Genomic DNA, 20,383 nt, shown 5'->3' on the forward strand with positions numbered 1-20,383 from the left:
GCCGCCGGACATAACTCCCAGGACGGGGTCACAGCTACGGCTGTGGCCCCGTTCCTGCATTTCCGGGCCGGCATCGCGAGCGACGTTCAGCGGTGCACGAACCGGCCCCACCATGTCGTTCTCGGTGTCGGTGGAGCAGCGGGACTGCCGCACCAGGACCAGCCGAGCCCCGCACCCGTGTGCGGGTCGCCGAGCGCGGACGCCACGTCACGTGACGCTACTGGTCAACGACGACGATCGGCCGGTGTGCTGGTGGCCCCGACGTTCTCATCGAGCCACCGGTTCAGCGGCGAGAAGGCGCGCCACGCATCGCGGACCCGCTCGAGCGCCGCACGGGTGTGCAGCCAGTCCGCCGGCGTCCACTGCTGGGACCCGTGCAGGGACTTGTGCCGGAGCAACTCGACCCGCGGGTGGTCCGCCGGCCAGCCCCGTGGTGTGCGGATCAGTTGGTCCCCTTCGACCTCGTAGCCCGCGTCGCGCAGCCGGCGAACCACGTCCGCCAGCCGGGCTCCCTGCACGTCGTCGCCGACGGCCCGGCGGTACCGCTCCACCTGGTCCGGCTGGAGGCGCCAGCAGCCACCGGCGACGCGGAGCCCGTCTGCGGACACCTGCACGTAGACCGAGCCCAGGCCGGCGCCGTCCGGATGGAACACGGCCCCCTGGTGGGTCTTGTAGGGCGTCTTGTCCGTGCTGAAGCGCACGTCCCGGTACGGCCGGAAGAGCTTCGGTGTGCCGAACTCCGGCGAGAGCTCGTCGGCCAGCGCCTGGAGCGGCGCCCGGACGTGGTCGTCGTAGCTCGCCCGGTGCTGGGTCCAGTAGGTCTTGCTGTTGTCGGCCTCGAGGCCCTCGTAGAAGACGAGTGCTTCGTCGGGGAAGCCGGAGAACGTCACGGTGTTGCCCGCTCCTCGTCGTGGGCGTCGTCGTCCAGCAGCGCCGTCCAGCGGAGCTGGGACAGCGGGGCGGCGCCGGTGTCCAGCGTCCGTGTCCAGCCGTCCGTTGCCCAACCCGCCGACCCCAGGAACCGTCCGGTCACCACGTCGTCCTCGGGGACCCACGTCTGCAGGGAGTGGACCCCGCGCTCGGTGGCCAGGTCGGCGACCGCGGCGAGCAGTCGGCTCCCGTGGCCACGCCGTCCCCAGCGGGGCTCGACGAGCAGGGTGGCGAGCTCGGCGGCGCCGGGGTCGTCCGTCGGGCCGTAGGCGGCGAACCCGACCGCGGTGCCCGACTCCACGGCGACCAGCACGCCGTGCCCGGACGTCGGGGGCGCGGCCACTGCCGTCCGCCAGCTCGTCGCGGCGGCATCGTCGTCCCACTCGTCGAGCACCTGTGCCGGGAGGAGCGAGCGGTAGGCGGTCCGCCAGGTGACCACCTGGACGCGGGCGATCGCCTCCGCGTCCGCGATCGTCGCCGGTCGTACGGACACGTCGGCGCGGCCGGTCAGGCCGCGTCCCCTCGGCAGCTCCACCGGGGCAGCGTAGGCGGTGGGGTCGCTGTCGTCGGCGTCCCGTTCGGGCACGCCCGGCCGCAGTGGGTGGCCCCGCCCAGCGTGGACGGGGGGGGCACGCGTGGCACCCCTGAGTCGGTCGGGTGGCAGTGTCGGACCGGCAGGGCAGGATCGACCGGGTGACGTCCTCCGTCGAGCGGCTGCCCGCCGGGCTGGCCCGCCGCATCGCCCTGGCCGCCCAGGGGTTCGCCGAGCCGCGGCCCACCGGCGGCGTCGGCACCCGGCAGCTGCGCCGGACCGCCGAGCGGCTGGCCGTGGTGCAGATCGACTCGGTCAACGTGCTCTCCCGGTCGCACTACCTCCCCTTCTTCAGCCGGCTCGGGCCCTACCCGCGCAGCGACCTCGACGCCGTCTCGAACCGGCGGCACGACGTCTTCGAGTACTGGGCGCACGAGGCGTCGTTCCTGCCCGTCCGGCTGCACCCGCACCTGCGCTGGCGGATGGCCGCCGCCGACCGAGAGGCCTGGGGCTCGATGACCCGGGTGCAGCAGGAGCGTCCGGAGTACGTGGCGTCGCTGCTGGCGCGGGTGCGCACCGACGGGCCGATCCGGGCCAGCCAGCTGCAGGAGGAACGGCCCAACCGGCCGGGCAGCATGTGGAACTGGCACGCCGGCAAGGCCGCGCTGGAGTACCTGTTCTTCACCGGTGCGCTCACCGCGCGGGGGCGCACGGCCGGCTTCGAGCGGGTCTACGACCTCCCGGAGCGGGTGCTGTCGCACGCCGTCTTCCAGGCGCCGACCCCGGAGCGGCCGGATGCCATCCGGGAGCTGGTCCGGACGGCGGCCCGGGCTCTGGGGGTGGCCACCGAGACCGACCTGCGCGACTACTTCCGGCTCGCCCCGGTCGACGCCCGGACGGCGATCGCCGAGCTGGCCGACGCCGGCGAGCTGCAACCGGTCGAGGTGGTGGGCTGGAACCGGCCGGCCTGGCTGGACCCGCAGGCGCGACGGCCACGGTGGATCCGGGCCCGCGCGCTGCTGTCCCCGTTCGACTCCCTGGTGTGGGAGCGGCCGCGGGTCGAGCGCATCTTCGGGTTCCGGTACCGGCTGGAGATCTACACGCCGGCCGCGAAGCGGGTGCACGGCTACTACGTGCTGCCGTTCCTGCTCGGCGACCGGCTCGTCGCCCGCGTCGACCTGAAGGCCGACCGGAAGGCCGGAGTGCTGCGGGTCCAGGGCGCCTTCGCCGAGCCGGGTGTCGATGCCGTAGAGGTCGCCGCGGCACTGGCCGACGAGCTCCGGCTGATGGCCGGCTGGCTGGCCCTGGACCAGGTCGTCGTCAACGGGCGCGGTGACCTGGCCGACGCCCTGGGTCTCGCCGTCGCCGGAGGGGACGACCGGGGCTGACGGACCGCCCCGGTCAGTGTGCCGGGGAGGACGGCGCAGCGCGGCGCAGGCGCAGGTCGCCGGAGACCGAGGTGAGCAGGAGCGAGAGGGGCGCCCCCGGGTCGCCGGTCGCGCCGGGCACCTCGTCGTCCAGGTCCGACGTCAGTCGGCCGGAGACGCTCTGCACGTCGAGCCACACCCGCAGGCCCGGCTCCACGGCGACGGTCGTGTCGCCGGAGACCGTGGCGACCCGGACCGTCCCGGCGACCGCCCGCTCGATCCGGACGTCGCCCGACGCGGTCTTGGCGGACACGTCGGTGGCGGCCCGGCCCAGCACCACGTCGCCCGAGGCGGTGCGCACGTCGACCGGGCCACGGGTGTCGTCCAGCTGCAGGTCGCCGGAGGCGGTGGCTGCCGTCGACGGACCGTCGACCCGGCTGCTCCGCACGTTGCCGCTGGCCGACCGCACCTGGAGCGCGGCGGCGTGCTCGACCGAGACGTCCCCGCTGGCCGTGGTGACGGTGACGTGGCCGAGCCGGCCGCGCACCGTGGCGTCGGCCGAGGCGACCGCGATGGTGACGGGCACGTCGGGCGGGGTGGTCACCTCGATCCCGTACCGCGGGGTGCGGCCGATGCGCCGCTCGGGCACGCCGATCCGCAGCGCGGTGTCGGTGGTCGAGACCTCGACCCGGTCCAGCAACTGCTCGGCGGTGCCGTCCAGGGCCTCGATGGCGACCACGATCTCGGTGGCGCCGTCCACCGCCTGGACCAGGACGGAGCCGGCAGGGTCGCGCACCTCGAGGGTGCGGGGGGAGCTCCCGAGTGGGAAGCGGTGGAGGCGGACGGTCATGGGTGCTCCAGGGGGTCAGCTCCGGGCGAAGCCGGAGTAGCGGCGCGGGCCGCGCGCAGAGCGCGGTGGGTCGGTCGGTTCCCGCAGGCCGTCGGCGACGGCGCGGACCAGCCAGGCGTTGAGCGAGAGGCCGGCCGCGGCGGCGGCCGTCTCGGCGCGGGACTTCAGTGCCTCGGGGAGCCGGAGGCTGATCCGGGCGACCGCTCCGTCGTCCTCGGGGTCGGCCTCCTCCACGGGTGGACCGGGGGCCGGGTCGAACTCGGGGCCGGACTCGGGCGCATGGACGACGACGACCTCGGGGTCGCGGCCGCGGACCCGGATGTCGACCAGCCCGCCGTCCCAGGCGGCGGTGACCTCGGCGGCCATCGCCGAGAGGGCCTCGGTGACGGTGAGCCGGACGGCGGGTTCCAGCGCCTCGGCGAGCAGCCGGGCGGTCTCCTGCGCCTGCTCGGTGCCGGCTGCCGCGGTCGCGGTCAGTGAGCGGCGGAGGGCGTCGACGTAGTCGGTCAGGTCCATGGCCGCCATCGTGACGTCAGCTGCAGCCGGGCGGTCGCCGGGGTCGGCGGCGCCGGCGGTGGCCCGGGGGAGGGGTGGCTCACTGCGACCCGCCACCGAGCCAGCGTGGACGGCGACCGTGGCGGTGCCGGGTACGCGGCTGTGCGTCCGGCGGCCTCTTCGGCAGGCGTGGCGCCACGGCCTTCTGCAGGTCCTCGAGGTGTGTCCAGTTCTCCATGACGCCAGGATGACACCATAATGACGTCACAGCAAGGGCACGGCGACGTCACGCGTGAGATCGCAGCCGGGTGAGGCGGGTGGTGCTGCGGTCGCCCTCCGGGTCCAGGAGATCCCCGCTGGTGCAGGGACGGCGGCCTCTCCCCGTACCCTCGACGGGTGCCCGCCATCGCCCCCCTGAAGGTGCAGGTCGTCGCGCAGACGCAGTTCACCCCGCCGGCGGACGTGCCCTGGGAGACCGACGCCGACGGCGGGCAGGCGCTGGCGGAGTTCGCCGGGCGGGCCTGCTACCAGTCCTGGACCAAGCCGAACCCGACCACGGCGACCAACGAGGGCTACCTGCGGCACATCCTCGAGGTCGGTCACCTGTCGGTGCTCGAGCACGGCACCGTGACCATGTACCTCTCCGGCGTCTCGCGGTCGCTGACCCACGAGCTGATCCGGCACCGGCACTTCTCCTACAGTCAGCTGTCCCAGCGCTACGTGCCCGAGCGGGACGCCGCGGTCGTCGAGCCGGCGGTGATCGCCGAGGACCCCGAGCTGCACGAGAAGTTCCTCGCCGCCACCGATGCCGCACTGGCCGCCTACGCCGAGCTGCTCGAGGGGCTGGAGAAGCGCTTCGCCGACGTCCCGAACGCGACGCTGCGCCGCAAGCAGGCCCGGCAGGCAGCCCGTTCGGTGCTGCCGAACGCCACCGAGACCCGCATCGTCGTCACCGGCAACTACCGGGCCTGGCGGCACTTCGTGGCCATGCGGGCCAGCGAGCACGCCGACGTCGAGATCCGCGAGCTGGCCATCGCCTGCCTGCGCGAGCTGCAGGACGCCGCCCCGCACGTCTTCGGTGACTTCCGGATCAGCGAGCTCTCCGACGGAACCGCCGTCGCCGCGAGCCCGCTGGTCGCCGAGGGCTGACCCGCCACCGTCCCATCCCCACCCACGATCGCGACGAGGAGTCGACATGGCCGAGGTGGCCGTCCAGCAGCAGGTCGACACGCAGTACGAGGACCTGCTCCGTCGGGTCCTGGAGACCGGGACGCCGAAGGACGACCGCACCGGCACCGGCACGCTGAGCCTGTTCGGGGAGCGGCTGCGCTACGACCTGTCCAGCTCCTTCCCGCTGGTGACGACGAAGTCGGTGCACTTCAAGTCGATCGCCTACGAGCTGCTGTGGTTCCTGCGCGGCGAGGGCAACGTCGGCTGGCTGAAGGAGCACGGCGTCTCGATCTGGGACGAGTGGGCGGCCGAGGACGGCAGCCTGGGCCCGGTCTACGGCGTCCAGTGGCGGTCCTGGCCCACGCCGGACGGCGGGTCGATCGACCAGCTCTCCGCCGTCCTGGACACGCTGCGCACCGACCCGGACTCCCGGCGGATGGTGGTCTCGGCGTGGAACGTGGCCGCCCTGCCGGAGATGGCGCTGGCTCCCTGCCACGCGCTGTTCCAGTTCCACGTCGCCGACGGCAAGCTCTCCTGCCAGCTCTACCAGCGCAGCGCCGACCTGTTCCTCGGCGTCCCCTTCAACATCGCCAGCTACGCGCTGCTGACCCGGATGGTCGCCCAGCAGGTCGGCCTCGAGCCGGGCGACTTCATCTGGGTCGGCGGGGACTGCCACATCTACCGCAACCACCTGCCCCAGGTGCGCGAGCAGCTCTCCCGGGAGGTGCTGCCCTTCCCGCAGCTGGAGATCGATCCGGCGCCGTCGCTGTTCGACCACCGCTACGAGGACTTCCACGTCGTCGACTACCGGCACCACCCGGCCATCCGGGGTGCGGTGGCGGTGTGACCGAGCCGACGACCCCGCGACGCACGGTGCGGATGGTCTGGGCCCAGACCACCGACGGCGGCGTCATCGGCGCGGACGGCGCGCTGCCCTGGCAGCTGCCCGAGGACCTCCGGCTGTTCAAGGCGCTGACCGTGGGCGGCACCGTGGTCATGGGCCGCCGCACCTGGGAGTCGCTGCCGGCGAGGTACCGGCCGCTGCCGGGCCGCCGCAACGTGGTGCTCAGCTCGACGCTGGACGCGGCCGAGCCGGGGGCCGAGGTGGTCCGGTCGGTGACCGAGGCGCTTGCGCTGGACGGCGACCTGTGGGTGATCGGCGGCGGGGCGGTCTACGGCACGTTCCTCCCGTACGCCGACGAGCTGGTGGTGACCGAGGTCGACGTGCAGCTGCCGGGTGACACGTGGGCGCCCCGCCCGGGCCCGGACTGGGCGCCGGGTACGCGGGTGCCCGACCCCGGTTGGTCGGAGTCGACGACCGGGCTCCGATTCCGGGTCACCCAGTGGGGACGGGGGACGGCCGCTCCGGACCCCGTGGCCCGCGTCCTCGCCGAGCACGAGCAGACCTGGGCCGCCGCAGGGCGGTCCGGCGGTGTCGGGGCGGGCCGGTAGATTCCAGGCCATGACCCCGGCCACGACCACGGACCCCGCCCGACCGTTCGGGCGCGTGCTCACGGCGATGGTCACCCCGCTCGCCGAGGACGGCACGATCGACCTCTCCGGCGCCCAGGAGCTCGCCGCGCACCTCGTCGACCGGCAGTCGCACGACGGCCTGGTCGTCTTCGGGACCACGGGTGAGTCGCCGACCATCAGCGACGGCGAGCAGCACGCGGTGCTCGAGGCCGTGCTGGACGCCGTCGGTGACCGGGCCATGGTGGTCGCCGGCGTCGGCACGAACGACACCGCGCACTCCATCGAGAAGGCCCAGTCGGCGGCCCGGCTCGGCGTGCACGGCCTGCTCGTCGTCACCCCTTACTACAACAAGCCCCCGCAGGCCGGCCTGCTGCGGCACTTCACCGCGGTCGCCGACTCCACAGACCTGCCGGTGATGCTCTACGACATCCCGCCGCGCTCGGTGGTCCCCATCGAGGTGGAGACGCTGGTCCGCGCCGCGGAACACCCGAACATCGTCGCGGTCAAGGACGCCAAGGGCGACTTCGGCGCCCTCATGCAGACCCTGGCCCGCACCGACCTCGCCTACTACTCCGGCGAGGACATGCTGAACCTGCCGCTGCTCGCGGTCGGCGCCGTCGGTGTGGTGAGCGTCGTCGGGCACCTGGTCGGCACCCGGCTGGCCGAGCTGATCGCCGCCGTCGAGGCCGGCGACCTGGCCCGGGCGCGGGAGGTCAACGACGAGCTGCTGCCGGTGTACACCGGCATCTTCCGCACCCAGGGCACGATCATGGTCAAGGCGGCGCTGCGCGAGCTCGGGCTCCCGTCCGGCCCGGTGCGCCCGCCGCTCGTGGACGCCACCGAGGAGCAGGTGGCGCAGCTGCGCGTGGACCTCGCCGCCGGAGGTGTCGTGCTGTGACGACGTCGAACTCCCCGCAGCCCCACCTGGACCTGAAGGCCCCGCCGCCCCTCCCGGCCGGTGGCCTGCGGGTGATGGCGCTGGGCGGGCTGGGGGAGATCGGCCGGAACATGGCCGTGCTCGAGTTCGACGGCCAGCTGCTGGTCATCGACTGCGGGGTGCTCTTCCCCGAGGCGGAGCAGCCCGGCGTCGACCTGATCCTGCCCGACTTCGGGGTCATCGAGCACCGGCTGGAGGACATCGCCGCCGTCGTCCTCACCCACGGGCACGAGGACCACATCGGCGCCGTCCCCTACCTGCTCCGGCTGCGCGCCGACATCCCGCTGGTCGGCTCCCGGTTCACCCTCGCGCTGGTCAAGGCCAAGCTGCGCGAGCACCGGATCGACCCGGTGCTGGTCGAGGTGGCGGCCGGGGACGACCACCTGGCCGGGCCGTTCCACTGCGAGTTCATCAGCGTCAACCACTCCATCCCCGACGCGCTGGCCGTCGCGGTGCACACCCCGGCGGGCACCCTCGTGCACACCGGCGACTTCAAGATGGACCAGCTGCCCCTCGACGGCGTGCTGACCGACCTCGGTGCCTTCGCCCGGCTCGGGTTCGAGGGCATCGACCTGCTGCTGAGCGACTCCACCAACGCCGAGGTGCCCGGGTTCGTCACCTCCGAGCGCACCATCGGCCCGGTGCTGGACTCGGTCTTCGAGCGCGCCTCCCAGCGGCTGATCGTCTCCAGCTTCGCCAGTCACGTGCACCGGATCCAGCAGGTGCTCGACTGCGCGGCCGAGCACGGCCGCAAGGTGGCGCTGGTGGGCCGCTCGATGGTCCGCAACATGGGGGTCGCCCAGGACCTCGGCCTCCTGCGGGTCGCACCCGGCCTGATGGTCAAGCTCGACGAGGCCACCGCGATGCCCCCGGAGCAGGTGGTGCTGGTCAGCACCGGCTCGCAGGGTGAGCCGCTGTCCGCGCTGGGCCGGATGGCCCGCGGCGAGCACCACCAGGTCACCATCGAGGCCGGCGACACGATCATCCTGGCGTCCTCGCTGGTGCCCGGGAACGAGACCGCCGTCTACAAGGTGATCAACGGCCTCGCCCGGCTCGGCGCGACCGTGGTGCACAAGGAGACGGCCCGCGTGCACGTCTCCGGGCACGCCCCGGCCGGGGAGCTGCGCACCCTGCTCAACGTGGCCAAGCCGCGGTACCTGATGCCGGTGCACGGGGAGTGGCGGCACCTGCGGGCGCACGCCGCGCTGGCCCAGGAGACCGGGATGAGCCGAGACCGCATCCTGCTGGCCGAGGACGGCGTCGTCGTCGACCTGGTCGACGGCAAGGCGTCGATCGTGGGCAGCGTGCCGATCGGCAACGTCTATGTCGACGGGCTCAACGTCGGCGACGTCGGCGAGGAGTCGCTGCAGGCCCGACGCATCCTCGGTGACGAGGGCTTCGTCGCGCTGACCGTGGTCATCGAGCCCTCGACCCGCACCATCGTCCGGCCGGTGCACCTGTCGACCCGGGGTTTCTCCGACGACCCGGCCGCCTTCACCGAGGCGCTCGTCCTGGTGGAGGCCGAGCTGAAGCGGGCCCTGGCCGCCGACGACCAGATCGACGCCCACCGGCTGTCCCAGGTGATCCGCCGGACGGTCGGCAAGTGGGTGTCGGACACCTACCGCCGCCGCCCGATGATCATCCCCACCGTCCTCGAGGTCTGATCCGTTCGCTGAGCCGCTGTCCCCAGGGCGGACCCTGACGGGCTGTGGTGCACATCTCATCAAACCGTCAGGCCACGCCGGGGCGCGAGGCTGTCGGAGCCCGCGGCGACAGATCCTCAGCTCTCCGATCGAACGGGTGCCCGCGCCCTGCGTACCCACCGGTGTCCGGTGTTCGTCCGCCGGCCACACCGATCGACGAGGAGACGACAGATGCGCACCAGATCACTGGCGGGTGCTGCGGCGTCAGCGCTGGCAATCAGCCTGCTGGCCGGCAGTCCAGCTCTGGCCCACGACGCATGGGCCGCGGGCGAGGGGCAAGAGAGTGCCCGGGACCAGAGCGACCGGCACCAGGGCAACCGGGGGGACGACGACCGGTACCACGGCAAGCAGAAGGACCGGGACCGGCAGCAGGGCATCCGGGTCACCACCACGGCCGACACCGTCGACGCCGGCCCCGGGGACGGTCGCTGCGCCGACGTCCACGAGGAGTGCTCGCTCCGTGCCGCGGTACAGGAGGCCAACGCGTCGGGTGGTGGCACGATCGAGCTGAGCAAGGGCACCTACCTGCTCACCCTCAGGAACGGCGATGCGGCCGGCGAGGACGACTCGGCGACGGGTGACCTCGACATCAGGGCCGAGATCACCATCAAGGGCAACGGGGGCACGGTCGATGCCCAGGGCATCGACCGTGGCTTCGACGTGCTCGTCGGCGGTTGGCTGTCAGTGCGCGACCTCACGGTCACGGGTGGGGTGGCGGCGGGGACGGGGCTGCCCGCTTCCGGCGGCGGCCTGCGGAATGCCGGCACCCTGGAGGTCCAGCGCAGCGCGATCACCGGGAACAGCGCGGTGCGGGCCGGCGGGGGGATCGAGGCGAGCGACGGGTCGACGACGACCGTCTCCTGGTCGAGGCTGTCGGGGAACTCCACCGGCGACGGTCCCGGCAACGGCGGTGGCCTGCACCTCACCGGCGCCGGCACCGTGGACGTCGAGCGCAGCGCGGTGACCGGCAACACGGCTGCGTCCGAGGGCGGCGGGCTGTGGAACTCCGGTCTCGGCACCATGACCGTGGACCGCAGCATCGTCGTCGGGAACACCGCCAGCGGTGCCGAGGCCACCATGGGCGGCGGCGGCCTGTTCCAGGAGGCGGGGGAGTCCGGGACGCTGGTCGTCACCCGCTCCGCGATCAAGGACAACGTCGCCGATGGCGCGTCCGGCTCCGGTGGCGGCATCCTCAACGACCAGGGCACCCTCCTGGTCGACCGCTCCTTGATCAGCGGCAACTCCGCGACGCGTGCCGGTGGCGGCATCGAGGCCAACGTCGGCACGACGACGCTCGAGCGCAGTCTCCTCACCGGCAACTCCACCGGTGACAGTCCCGGCAACGGCGGCGGCCTGCACCTGACCGGCGCCGGAACGGTGGACATCGACCGGAGCCGGGTGACGAGCAACACCGCTGCAGCCGAGGGCGGAGGGCTCTGGAACTCCGCGACCGGGACGATGACCGTGACCCGCACGGCTGTCCGCGGCAACTCTGCACCGGTCGGCCCGAACGTCTTCCAGGACGGCCCCGGCTCGGGCCTCACCGTGGACGGGGAGACGGTGCCGGCGACTCCCTGACCGACCGACGGCCGACACGAGCGGCCGACAGCACGATCTCCGGCCGCGTCGGGGGCAGTCCCTGCCACCCGACGCGGCCGGAGCGCGTGGCCCGGACGTGCTCAGCGCCGGCCGGGACGATGCTCAGAAGGTCGAGCGCAGCACGACCGCGCCGCTGGCGTCGACCACCTGGAAGCCCTCGGCGTCGCCGCGCAGGACCGGGGAGTTGAGGTTGCAGAACAGCTCCGCCGGACCGGTGCCGAGGAAGGCCCCGGCGGGCGCCGCGTCCCCGTCGTCCTCGAGGACGGTGACCCGGTAGACCTCCCCGGAGGTGAAGCCGGCTCCGGCGAGCTTCACCTCCACCCCCCAGGTGTGCGGCACCACGTCGGCGGTCGCGGTGATGTCCGGGTCGGTGACCTCGACGGCCACGCTCTCCAGCGGCGGTGGGGGCGGGACCGGCCGGACCAGCCAGCCGACGGCGAAGGCCGCGGCAGCCGTGGCCAGCACCAGCGAACCGGCGGCGAGCCGGGTCCGTCGACGGCGCCCGGCCGGGTCGGCCCGGGGGAGTGCGCCCTCGGCGGCGATCCGGGCCAGGACGGCGTCGGCCAGCCCGGGCGGGGGCGCCGGGTCCTCGTCGAGCCGGTCGGGGTCGGCGTCGGCGAGCCGGGCGGCGATCGGGGCCAGCTCGGCCAGTTCGGCGCGGCAGGCGGCACACCCCTCCAGGTGCGCCCGCACCACGGCGCGCTCGTCGGGGCTGCCCGCCCCCAGGGCGTACACGCCGAGCTCCTCGCGCAGTGCGCGGTGCGCCTGATCCTCGTTCACGGTTCCACCCCCATCTCCTCCATCGCCAGCCGCAGTGCCTTCAGGCCGTAGAACACCCTGCTGCGCAGTGTGCCCACCGGTACGCCGAGCTCCGCCGCGACCTCGGCGTGCGGCCGGCCGCGCAGGTGGGTCTCCACGATCGCGGCCCGGTGTTCGGCCCCGATCCGACGCAGCGCCTCCTCGACCACCCAGGCGTCGACCAGGCGCTCGTCCAGGGCAGGTCCGGGCGGGCTGTGGTCGTCGTGCCGGGTGCCGTCGGTGAGCTGGCGCTGCCACGGGCGGGCCGCACCGCGTCGCGCCTCGTCGACCAGCAGGTTGCGGGCGATGGCGAACAGCCAGGTGCGCAGGCTGGCCAGTCCGGGGTCGAAGGACCCCGCGGACCGCCAGGCCCGCAGGAACACCTCCTGCACGACGTCCTGGGCGGCGCCCTGGTCACCGAGGTGGCGCAGGGCGAAGCGGTAGAGCTCCGGCCCGTGCGCGGCGTAGGCGGCCGGGACGTCGAGGTGGCCGGTCCCGGCCGGTCGCAGCTGCCGCACCATGTCCCACCTCCCGATCGCCGGATGCCCTACGGGTGTGTACGGCGCTGGGACCGGATCGGTTCACCGGGTCTCGTGCCGCCGTTACGGACCCACGACCTCGATCGGGGTGATCCCCTCCGCCTCGGGCAGGCCGAAGCCGAGCACCTGGGCGTAGAAGGACAGCTCGCCGTCCAGGGCGGTGCGGATGTTCTCCGCCTTGCGGAAGCCGTGCTGCTCTCCGGCGAAGAGGGCGTAGGCGTGCGACACGCCCTTGGCGCGGAGGGCCGCGACCATCAGCTCCGCCTGCTCGGGCGGCACCACCCGGTCCTCGTCGCCCTGGAACACCGCCAGCGGGGTGCCCAGTGCGTCGGTCGCGTTGATCGGCGAGCGCTCGGCGTAGACGTCGGCGCCGGCGGGCCACGGTGCGATCAGCCCGTCGAGGTAGCGGGACTCGAACTTGTGCGTGTCGGCGGCCAGCGCGGCCAGGTCGGCGACGCCGTAGTGGCTGGCCCCGGCAGCGAAGACGCCCGGGCGGAAGGTCAGCGCGGCCAGCGTGGTGTACCCGCCGGCCGAGCCGCCGCGGATCGCCAGCCGCGCCTGGTCGACGCGCAGCCCGGCGGGGCCGTCGCCGGAGGAGAGGTACCGGGCGCAGGCGACGACGTCGTCCAGGTCGGCGACGCCCCACTGCCCCTTCAGCGCCTCCCGGTAGCGCCGGCCGTAGCCGGTGGAGCCGCGGTAGTCGACGTCGGCGACGGCGAACCCGCGGGAGGTCCAGTACTGGACGCCGAGGTCCAGCACCGACCGGGCGGCGGCGGTGGGCCCGCCGTGCACGAGCACCAGGAGCGGCGGCAGCTCGTCGTCCGGGCCGGTGACCTGCGGGTTGGCCGGCGGGTACACCAGCGCGTGGGCCTCGGCGACCCCGCTGGGCCCGGGCTCGGTGGGGAAGGTGACGTGCTGGGGGCGGGAGAACCAGGCCGGGTCGAGGCCGAGGTCGCGGGCCGGGCGGAGCACCTCGGGGGCACCGTCGAGACCGACCCGGAGGACGACCGCCTCGGACGCCGGGCCGCCGGCCACGCACACCACGCCGTCCGTGGTGCCGCGCACCTGGCCGAAGGCGGAGTACGGCAGGTCGAACTCGCGCGCCGTGCCGTCGGTGTCGAGCACGGCGAGCCGGTCGGCGCCGTCCCGGCCGTAGGCGAGGGCGACCCGGCCGTCGTCCAGCAGGTCGAACCGGCTCTGCCCGAAGACCCACTGCGGCCCGGCGATGTCGCTGCCGGCGTCGAACACCAGCTCGACCTCGCCGTGCGGCCGGCGCCGGTACAGCGACCAGACGTCGGTGCGGTCGCAGAGCCACCACAGCGCGCCGTCCGCGCCCCACACCGGCTGGACGACCGACTCACCGTGCCCGCCGGCGATGACGTGCTCATCGCCCGCGCCGTCACGGACCACCAGCTGGGCAGCGTCCCACGGCATGTCCGGGTGGTTCCACCGCAGGAAGGCCAGCGCGGGGCCGTCGGGCTCCCGCCGCGGGTCGGAGACGAAGTCCGGCCCGCTGACCAGCACCTCCACGGTGCCGTCGGCGTCGACCCGGACCACCTCGTTGACGACCTCGGCGGCCAGGCCGGCGGCGGTGTGGGTCTCCCGGACCGCCAGGACGCCGTCGCCGTCGGCGTGCAGGTCGGCGAACCGGACGCCGGCGGGGACCTCCGGCTCAGGGGTCACCGCGACCGGTTCGCTGCTGCCCGGCGCCACCCGGTACAGCCGCTGGTCGGCGAAGTCGGTGAACCACACGGTGCCGGCGGCCACGGTCCAGGCGCCGCCGCCGTACTCGTGCACCCGGGTGCGGGCGTTCCAGGGGGAGGGGAGCAGGTCGGTCGTCGTCCCGTCCGGCGTGCGGCGGACCAGCACGGTGCGGCCGCCCTCGCTGGGCCGGCCCTCGGCCCACCAGACGTCAGCGTCGTCCCCGGAGCCGTCCACGACGACCTCGCCGAGCCTGGCCGCGGCGCGCACCACCAGCTCGGAGGTGATCGGCGTCGGCCAGCTGCCGTGGGGGAGGGTCTGCTCGGGGGCGGTCACCCCGGTCACGCTAGCCAGCCGGGCGGCTGGGTGTCAGCTGAGCCCGAGCCGGACACGCGGCGCTGAATGGACCCCGGCCACCGGCATCCCGATTACCGTCTGACGCATGCCTGCTCGCGCGTCGACGTCGAACCGGGCGCCTGCACGCGGCAGCGCCCCTGCTCGCCCGCGCTCGGGCAGCACCGCAGCCAAGAAGCGCCCCCCGGCCAAGCGCGGGTCCACCGCGGCCCGCCGGCCGCCGCCGAAGAAGAAGCAGGGCACGCTCGCCGGCAGTCTCTGGCGCTGCGCGTCCGGCGCCTGGGGCCTGCTGGCCCGCAGCGCCGGCGGTGTGGCGCGCTCGGTCGCCCGGCCGGAGGAGGCCGAGCCGCTGGGCCCCGAGCACCGCCGGGACGGCGTCGGCCTCGCGGTGCTGGGCCTGGCGATCGTGCTGGGCGCGGCGGTCTGGACCGACGGGATCGGCCCGGTCGGCGCCGGCCTCGCCACCGGCGTCGAGTGGACGATCGGCGCGCTCACCGTCGCCCTGCCGGTCGTTCTGCTGCTGGTCGCGCTTCGGCTGCTGCGGCACCCCCCGCACCCGGAGTCGCGCGGGCGGCTGATGATCGGCTGGCTCAGCGTGATCGCCGCCGTCGTCGGCGTCGCCCACGTCGTCGGACCGGACGCCGACCCGGCGGACCGGACCGGCGCCGGTGGCCTGCTCGGGTGGGCGGTCGGCATGCCGCTGACCGCCGGCGTCGGCCCGATCGTCACCGTGCTGCTGCTGGTCCTGCTCGCGTTCTTCGGCGTGCTCGTCGTCACGGCCACGCCGGTGCACCAGGTGCCCGAACGCCTGCGGGAGTGGGCCGACCGGCAGTTGGGCCGGGACGGCGACGAGGAGTACGGCGACTACGACGAGTACCAGGACGAGGAGCCGGCGACCGAGCCGGTCCCGCGGGTCCGCAAGGGACGCAAGGCCGCGGCCCCGGCGGTCGAGGACACCCTGGACACCGGGTCGATCGACCTCGGTGCGCTGGACGAGGCCCCGGAGGCGGTCGTCCACGAGCCGGCCCCCGAGCCCGTGCCGGTCCGCCGTCCGGCGATCATCGACCGCACGGCTCCGCCGGAGGACCTCCCGCCGATCGAGGAGCCCGAGCAGCTCCGGATCCAGCCGGTCGAGGGCGCCTACACCCTGCCCTCGGTCAGCGTGCTGCGCGCGGGCACCCCGCCGCGGGCCAAGTCCAAGGCCAACGACGTCGCCATCGAGGCGATCACCGGGGTGCTCGAGCAGTTCAACATCGACGCCGCGGTCACCAGCTTCACCCGCGGCCCGACGGTGACCCGCTACGAGATCGAGCTGGGCAACGCGGTCAAGGTCGAGAAGATCACCGCGCTGACCAAGAACCTCGCCTACGCCGTCGCCAACGACAACATCCGGATCCTGGCGCCCATCCCGGGCAAGTCCGCGGTGGGCGTCGAGGTGCCCAACACCGACCGCGAGACGGTGAGCCTGGGCGACGTCATGCGCTCGCAGGTCGCCAAGCAGGACCCGCACCCGATGCTGGTGGGCCTGGGCAAGGACATCGAGGGCGGCTTCGTCTGCGCCAACCTGGCGAAGATGCCGCACCTGCTCGTGGCCGGTGCCACCGGTGCCGGTAAGTCCAGCTGCATCAACTCGCTGCTGACCTCGCTGCTGCTGCGGGCCACCCCCGAGCAGCTGCGGATGATCCTGATCGACCCGAAGATGGTCGAGCTGACCCCGTACGACGGCATCCCGCACCTGATCACGCCGATCATCACCGACCCCAAGAAGGCCGCGACCGCGCTGGCCTGGCTGGTGGAGGAGATGGAGCAGCGGTACCAGGACATGCGCGCCACCGGGGTGCGGCACATCGACGACTTCAACAAGAAGGTCGAGCGCGGGGAGATCACCGCCCCGCCCGGCAGCGAGCGGGTGTACCAGCCCTACCCGTACATCCTCACGATCGTCGACGAGCTCGCCGACCTGATGATGGTGGCGCCGCGGGACGTCGAGGAGTCGATCGTCCGGATCACCCAGAAGGCCCGTGCTGCCGGGATCCACCTGGTGCTGGCCACCCAGCGGCCGTCGGTCGACGTCGTCACCGGCCTGATCAAGGCCAACGTGCCCTCCCGGCTGGCCTTCTCCACCTCCAGCCTCACCGACAGCCGGGTCATCCTCGACCAGCCGGGTGCGGAGAAGCTGATCGGCATGGGCGACGCGCTCTTCCTGCCGATCGGGGCGGGCAAGCCGATCCGGGTGCAGGGGGCCTACGTCTCGGACACCGAGATCGAGGCGGTCGTCGAGTTCACCAAGCGGCAGGCCGAGCCGGAGTACCGCGAGGAGGTCTTCACCGCCGCTGCGGGGGAGAAGAAGGAGATCGACGAGGACATCGGCAGCGACCTGGAGCTGCTGGTCCAGGCGGTCGAGCTCGTCGTCACCAGCCAGTTCGGCTCCACCTCGATGCTGCAGCGCAAGCTGCGGGTGGGCTTCGCCAAGGCGGGCCGGCTGATGGACCTGATGGAGAGCCGGGGCATCGTCGGGCCGTCCGAGGGCTCGAAGGCCCGGGACGTGCTCATCAAGCCCGACGAGCTGGAGTCGGTCATGTTCACGCTGCGCGGGAGCCAGTAGCAGGGCGATCCGGTGGCGCCGGGCGGGATGTGGGACGGCGCCTACGATGGTGCGGTGCCAGCCCTGCCCAGACCCATGACATCCCCCGAAGGGCAGCCCGCCGGTCCCGCTCCGCGGCGCGTCGCCGTCGTCACCCTCGGCTGCGCCCGCAACGAGGTCGACTCCGAGGAGCTCGCCGGCCGGCTGGCCGGCGACGGGTACGAACTGGTGGCCGACGGCGAGGCCGCCGACGCCGTGCTGGTGAACACCTGCGGCTTCATCGAGAGCGCGAAGAAGGACTCGGTGGACGCGATCCTCGCCGCCACCGACTCCGGCGCCGAGGTGATCGCCGTCGGCTGCATGGCCGAGCGGTACGGCGCGGAGCTCGCCGGGGCGCTGCCCGAGGCCACCGTGCTCGGCTTCGACGACTACGGCGCCATCGGCGACCGGCTGGACGACGTCCTCACCGGCCGGCCGCTGGTCCCGCACACCCCGCAGGACCGGCGCACCCTGCTGCCGATCAGCCCGGTGCAGCGCAGCGCGGCGACCCAGGCCCCCGACGCGCCGAGCATCCCCGGCCACGACTGGCTGCGGCGCAAGCGGCTGGCGAGCGGCCCGTCGGCGGCGTTGAAGATCGCCTCCGGCTGCGACCGGCGCTGCTCCTTCTGCGCGATCCCCACCTTCCGCGGGTCGTTCGTCTCCCGGCCGGCCGGTGAGGTGCTCGGCGAGGCGCAGTGGCTGGCCTCCCAGGGCGTCACCGAGATCGTCCTGGTCAGCGAGAACTCCACCTCCTACGGCAAGGACACCGGCGACCTGCGCTCGCTGGAGAAGCTGCTGCCCCAGCTGGCCGCGATCGACGGCGTCGTCCGGGTGCGGGTGGCCTACCTGCAGCCGGCGGAGCTGCGGCCGGGCCTGCTCGAGGTGATCGCCGCGACCCCGGGCATCGCCCCCTACTTCGACCTGTCGTTCCAGCACTCCTCACCGACGCTGCTGCGCCGGATGCGGCGCTTCGGCGGCACCGAGGACTTCCTCGGCATCATCGAGCGGGCCCGGGCGCTGGCCCCGGGCGCGGGCTTCCGGACCAACGTCATCCTCGGGTTCCCCGGGGAGACCGAGGACGACGTCGCCGAGCTGGAGCGGTTCCTCACCGAGGGGCGGCTGGACGCCGTCGGCGTGTTCGGCTACTCCGACGAGGACGGCACCGAGGCGCTCGGCCTGCCCGGCAAGCTGGACCAGGACGAGATCGACGCCCGGGTGCGGCGGATCACCGACCTGGTCGAGGAGCTCACCGCCCAGCGCGCCGAGGAGCGGATCGGCAGCACCGCGGAGGTGCTGCTGACCGAGGACCTGTCGGTCGACGACGAGCCCGGCACCTGGGCCGGCCACGCCGCCCACCAGGACCCGGACGCCGATGGCACGACGACGGTCTCCGGGGTGCCCGGCGACGCGCTCGCCGGACAGGTGGTGCGGGCGGAGGTGGTCGACACCGAGGGCGTCGACCTGGTCGCCCGCGCGCTGCTGCCCGCGCCTGCCGCGACGGCTGTCGCTGAGACGGCCGGGGTCTGACCGGATGAGCACGGGTGTACCGGCCGACCCGGCGGCGACGCCGCCGGAGAGCACCCGCCTGCTCAACCTGCCCAACGCGCTGACCATGCTCCGGCTGGCGGTCGTGCCGCTGTTCGCGGTGCTGCTGCTGTCCGAGGGTGGGGCGGACGACGGGCGTCGTGCCTGGGCCACCCTCTTCTTCGTCGTCGCGATCATCACCGACCAGCTGGACGGCATGATCGCCCGCCGGACCAACCAGGTGACCGAGTTCGGGAAGCTCGCCGACCCGATCGCCGACAAGGCGCTCACCGGTACGGCGCTCATCGGCCTGTCGGTGCTGGACCTGCTGCCGTGGTGGGTGACGCTCACCATCCTGGTCCGCGAGGTGGGGGTCACCCTGCTGCGGTTCTGGGTCATCCGGCACGGGGTGATCGCCGCCAGCCGCGGCGGCAAGGCCAAGACCGTGCTCCAGTCGCTGGCCATCGGGATGTACATCCTGCCGATCGACGGGCTCTTCGGGTCGGCCCGCTGGTGGGTGATGGCCGCGGCCTTCGTGCTGACCGTCGCCACCGGCATCGACTACGTCTACCGGGCGGTGAAGCTGCGCCGCACCAGCGCGCGCGCCATGCGGGCCGCGGCGACCAGGCGGGCAGGCGCGGGCGACGAGCCCGGCGCCGCTGGTGGCCGCCGGGGCACCGTGGCGTGAGCTCGCCGGGCGCTGCGGGGACCGCGCAGCGGGTGCACGCAGCCCTGCTGGCCCGCGGTGAGACGGTCGCGGCCGCCGAGTCGCTGACCGCCGGCCTGTTCTGCGCGACCCTCGCCGCGGTGCCCGGCGCCAGCGCCACCCTGCGCGGGGGAGCGGTCGTGTACGCCACCGACCTGAAGACGACGCTGGCCGGGGTCGCCCCGGAGCTGCTGGCCGCCTCCGGCCCGGTGAGTGAGCCCACCGCGGCCGCGCTCGCCGAGGGCATCCGCAGCCGCTGTGCCGCCACCTGGGGCGTCGGGATCACCGGGGTGGCCGGTCCCGACCCGGTCGACGAGCACGGGCCGGGGCGGGTCTACGTGGGTCTCAGTGACGGGCTGGTCACCGTCGTCCACGAGCTGGACCTCCCCGGCGACCGGGCCGCGGTGCGTGCCGGGGCGGTGCAGGAGGCGATGGCGCGGCTGCTGGGCCGGCTCGCCGAGCACGCGCTCCCCGGGAAGGCGGAGGACGGCGGGGGTGTTACGCCATGAGCGGACGGACCTCCACCGGCACGGTGACCCGGGTCATGGCCGCGTACGGTGAGCACACGGCGTCTCCCGGCCGATCCGGTCGGTGGCGTTGCTCGTTCGACCTGCTCGTCAGAGTGGACAGGAGACGGCCATGACGCTGCTGCGCACCCAGCTGGGGAACACCCTGCGGGGCCACCGGCTGCGCCAGCGGCGGACGCTGCGCGACGTCTCCGGCGCGGCCCGGGTGAGCCTGGGGTACCTCTCGGAGGTCGAGCGTGGCCAGAAGGAGGCGTCCTCCGAGCTGCTGGCCTCCATCTGCGACGCCCTGGACGTGGAGCTGGCCGACCTGCTGGCCGAGGTGAGCCTGGAGATGCGGCTCGCCGACCCGGCCGGGCACCCGGTCCGCCCGGTCGCGGTCGCCCGCCCGGGAGCCGGCGACGACGACGCGGCCGCGGCCGCGACGGACGTGCCCGCGGAGCAGGAGGCTGCCGCGGCGCCGGTCGCCGAGCCGGCCCTGGCCCTCGTGGGCAGTGGCCAGTCGGCCCGTGCGGCCGCCCGCCCCCGTGGGGCCGTCTCGCTCGCTGCCTGAGGAAG

At 74.0% G+C, this 20,383-nt stretch carries 19 protein-coding genes; 12 read left to right on the forward strand and 7 right to left on the reverse strand.

All coding sequences use genetic code 11. The annotated features are described in order from the left end of the window. Positions 1 to 224: 224 nt before the first annotated feature. Together IN07_RS04940 and IN07_RS04945 are read right to left on the reverse strand one after the other, a co-directional pair. The gene (locus IN07_RS04940) at positions 225 to 890 is read right to left on the reverse strand and encodes a DUF2461 domain-containing protein (RefSeq protein WP_036334036.1); all 666 of its coding nucleotides are present in this window, start codon (positions 888 to 890) and stop codon (positions 225 to 227) included. After that, positions 887 to 1,516: a GNAT family N-acetyltransferase gene (locus IN07_RS04945; RefSeq protein WP_231557996.1), complete on the reverse strand. Its 630-nt coding sequence runs from the start codon at positions 1,514 to 1,516 to the stop codon at positions 887 to 889. Before IN07_RS04945 ends, IN07_RS04940 begins: the two co-directional genes overlap by 4 nt. Before the next feature lie 107 nt (positions 1,517 to 1,623). Between IN07_RS04945 and IN07_RS04950 the strand changes: the two genes are divergently transcribed. Further along, a complete protein-coding gene (locus IN07_RS04950; protein WP_052090852.1) occupies positions 1,624 to 2,850 on the forward strand; it encodes a winged helix-turn-helix domain-containing protein in 1,227 nt (408 codons plus the stop codon). Between the two features lie 13 nt (positions 2,851 to 2,863). Here the strand turns inward: IN07_RS04950 and IN07_RS04955 are convergent, their stop codons facing one another. Both IN07_RS04955 and IN07_RS04960 read right to left on the reverse strand, forming a co-directional pair. Then, positions 2,864 to 3,679: a DUF4097 family beta strand repeat-containing protein gene (locus tag IN07_RS04955; protein WP_036334038.1), complete on the reverse strand. Its 816-nt coding sequence runs from the start codon at positions 3,677 to 3,679 to the stop codon at positions 2,864 to 2,866. A 15-nt stretch (positions 3,680 to 3,694) separates the two neighbouring features. Next, the gene (locus IN07_RS04960; RefSeq protein ID WP_197058360.1) at positions 3,695 to 4,291 is read right to left on the reverse strand and encodes a toxin-antitoxin system HicB family antitoxin; all 597 of its coding nucleotides are present in this window, start codon (positions 4,289 to 4,291) and stop codon (positions 3,695 to 3,697) included. A 279-nt stretch (positions 4,292 to 4,570) separates the two neighbouring features. On the opposite strand from IN07_RS04960, the gene thyX reads away from it, so the two are divergent. The 6 genes from thyX (at position 4,571) to IN07_RS04990 (ending at position 11,035) form a co-directional block, all read left to right on the forward strand. Further along, positions 4,571 to 5,323: an FAD-dependent thymidylate synthase gene (gene thyX, locus IN07_RS04965; protein WP_036334039.1), complete on the forward strand. Its 753-nt coding sequence runs from the start codon at positions 4,571 to 4,573 to the stop codon at positions 5,321 to 5,323. A gap of 46 nt (positions 5,324 to 5,369) precedes the next feature. Then, positions 5,370 to 6,191 carry a thymidylate synthase gene (locus tag IN07_RS04970; protein ID WP_036334040.1) on the forward strand — a complete coding sequence of 274 codons (822 nt, stop codon included), beginning with the start codon at positions 5,370 to 5,372 and terminating at the stop codon, positions 6,189 to 6,191. Beyond that, positions 6,188 to 6,796 (forward strand): dihydrofolate reductase, encoded by a 609-nt coding sequence (locus tag IN07_RS04975; protein ID WP_269429946.1) that lies wholly within the window; start codon positions 6,188 to 6,190, stop codon positions 6,794 to 6,796. Before IN07_RS04970 ends, IN07_RS04975 begins: the two co-directional genes overlap by 4 nt. A 10-nt stretch (positions 6,797 to 6,806) precedes the next feature. Next, positions 6,807 to 7,715, forward strand: coding sequence for a 4-hydroxy-tetrahydrodipicolinate synthase (gene dapA, locus IN07_RS04980; protein ID WP_036334041.1), 909 nt, complete (start codon positions 6,807 to 6,809; stop codon positions 7,713 to 7,715). After that, complete coding sequence (locus IN07_RS04985) at positions 7,712 to 9,418, forward strand: ribonuclease J (RefSeq protein WP_036334042.1); 1,707 nt, start codon at positions 7,712 to 7,714, stop codon at positions 9,416 to 9,418. Before dapA ends, IN07_RS04985 begins: the two co-directional genes overlap by 4 nt. A 210-nt stretch (positions 9,419 to 9,628) precedes the next feature. Beyond that, positions 9,629 to 11,035, forward strand: a complete 1,407-nt coding sequence (locus tag IN07_RS04990) for a CSLREA domain-containing protein (RefSeq protein ID WP_052090840.1) — start codon at positions 9,629 to 9,631, stop codon at positions 11,033 to 11,035. 123 nt (positions 11,036 to 11,158) lie between these two features. Here the strand turns inward: IN07_RS04990 and IN07_RS04995 are convergent, their stop codons facing one another. The 3 genes from IN07_RS04995 to IN07_RS05005 form a co-directional block, all read right to left on the reverse strand. Then, the gene (locus IN07_RS04995) at positions 11,159 to 11,836 is read right to left on the reverse strand and encodes an anti-sigma factor family protein (RefSeq protein WP_036334043.1); all 678 of its coding nucleotides are present in this window, start codon (positions 11,834 to 11,836) and stop codon (positions 11,159 to 11,161) included. After that, positions 11,833 to 12,375, reverse strand: a complete 543-nt coding sequence (locus IN07_RS05000) for a sigma-70 family RNA polymerase sigma factor (RefSeq protein ID WP_052090842.1) — start codon at positions 12,373 to 12,375, stop codon at positions 11,833 to 11,835. The genes IN07_RS04995 and IN07_RS05000 overlap by 4 nt, the downstream gene beginning before the upstream one ends. An 81-nt stretch (positions 12,376 to 12,456) precedes the next feature. Then, positions 12,457 to 14,430, reverse strand: coding sequence for a S9 family peptidase (locus tag IN07_RS05005; RefSeq protein ID WP_036334108.1), 1,974 nt, complete (start codon positions 14,428 to 14,430; stop codon positions 12,457 to 12,459). 106 nt (positions 14,431 to 14,536) lie between these two features. On the opposite strand from IN07_RS05005, the gene IN07_RS05010 reads away from it, so the two are divergent. The 5 genes from IN07_RS05010 to IN07_RS05030 all read left to right on the forward strand — a co-directional run bounded on the left by IN07_RS05010 (position 14,537) and on the right by IN07_RS05030 (position 20,378). Next, the gene (locus tag IN07_RS05010) at positions 14,537 to 17,053 is read left to right on the forward strand and encodes a DNA translocase FtsK (RefSeq protein WP_036334044.1); all 2,517 of its coding nucleotides are present in this window, start codon (positions 14,537 to 14,539) and stop codon (positions 17,051 to 17,053) included. 75 nt (positions 17,054 to 17,128) lie between these two features. Then, positions 17,129 to 18,598 (forward strand): 30S ribosomal protein S12 methylthiotransferase RimO, encoded by a 1,470-nt coding sequence (rimO, locus tag IN07_RS05015; RefSeq protein ID WP_036334045.1) that lies wholly within the window; start codon positions 17,129 to 17,131, stop codon positions 18,596 to 18,598. Between the two features lie 4 nt (positions 18,599 to 18,602). Continuing rightward, positions 18,603 to 19,283, forward strand: coding sequence for a CDP-diacylglycerol--glycerol-3-phosphate 3-phosphatidyltransferase (pgsA, locus tag IN07_RS05020; protein ID WP_036334046.1), 681 nt, complete (start codon positions 18,603 to 18,605; stop codon positions 19,281 to 19,283). Then, entirely contained in the window at positions 19,280 to 19,810 is a 531-nt protein-coding gene (locus IN07_RS05025; RefSeq protein WP_036334047.1) for a CinA family protein, read from the forward strand. Before pgsA ends, IN07_RS05025 begins: the two co-directional genes overlap by 4 nt. A gap of 130 nt (positions 19,811 to 19,940) precedes the next feature. Continuing rightward, positions 19,941 to 20,378 carry a helix-turn-helix domain-containing protein gene (locus IN07_RS05030; RefSeq protein WP_036334048.1) on the forward strand — a complete coding sequence of 146 codons (438 nt, stop codon included), beginning with the start codon at positions 19,941 to 19,943 and terminating at the stop codon, positions 20,376 to 20,378. Positions 20,379 to 20,383: the final 5 nt, after the last annotated feature.

The sequence above is a fragment of the Modestobacter caceresii genome (assembly GCF_000761485.1).
Lineage (GTDB): Bacteria > Actinomycetota > Actinomycetes > Mycobacteriales > Geodermatophilaceae > Modestobacter > Modestobacter caceresii.

Bases quoted from the DNA above. Each gene is read 5' to 3' on its own strand.
- IN07_RS05000 (WP_052090842.1), bottom strand. From the start codon at position 12,375: ATGGTGCGGCAGCTGCGACCGGCCGGGACCGGCCACCTCGACGTCCCG.
- IN07_RS05030 (WP_036334048.1), top strand. From the start codon at position 19,941: ATGACGCTGCTGCGCACCCAGCTGGGGAACACCCTGCGGGGCCACCGG.
- pgsA (WP_036334046.1), top strand. From the start codon at position 18,603: ATGAGCACGGGTGTACCGGCCGACCCGGCGGCGACGCCGCCGGAGAGC.
- IN07_RS04970 (WP_036334040.1), top strand. From the start codon at position 5,370: ATGGCCGAGGTGGCCGTCCAGCAGCAGGTCGACACGCAGTACGAGGAC.
- IN07_RS04955 (WP_036334038.1), bottom strand. From the start codon at position 3,679: ATGACCGTCCGCCTCCACCGCTTCCCACTCGGGAGCTCCCCCCGCACC.
- rimO (WP_036334045.1), top strand. From the start codon at position 17,129: ATGACATCCCCCGAAGGGCAGCCCGCCGGTCCCGCTCCGCGGCGCGTC.
- dapA (WP_036334041.1), top strand. From the start codon at position 6,807: ATGACCCCGGCCACGACCACGGACCCCGCCCGACCGTTCGGGCGCGTG.
- IN07_RS05010 (WP_036334044.1), top strand. From the start codon at position 14,537: ATGCCTGCTCGCGCGTCGACGTCGAACCGGGCGCCTGCACGCGGCAGC.
- IN07_RS04990 (WP_052090840.1), top strand. From the start codon at position 9,629: ATGCGCACCAGATCACTGGCGGGTGCTGCGGCGTCAGCGCTGGCAATC.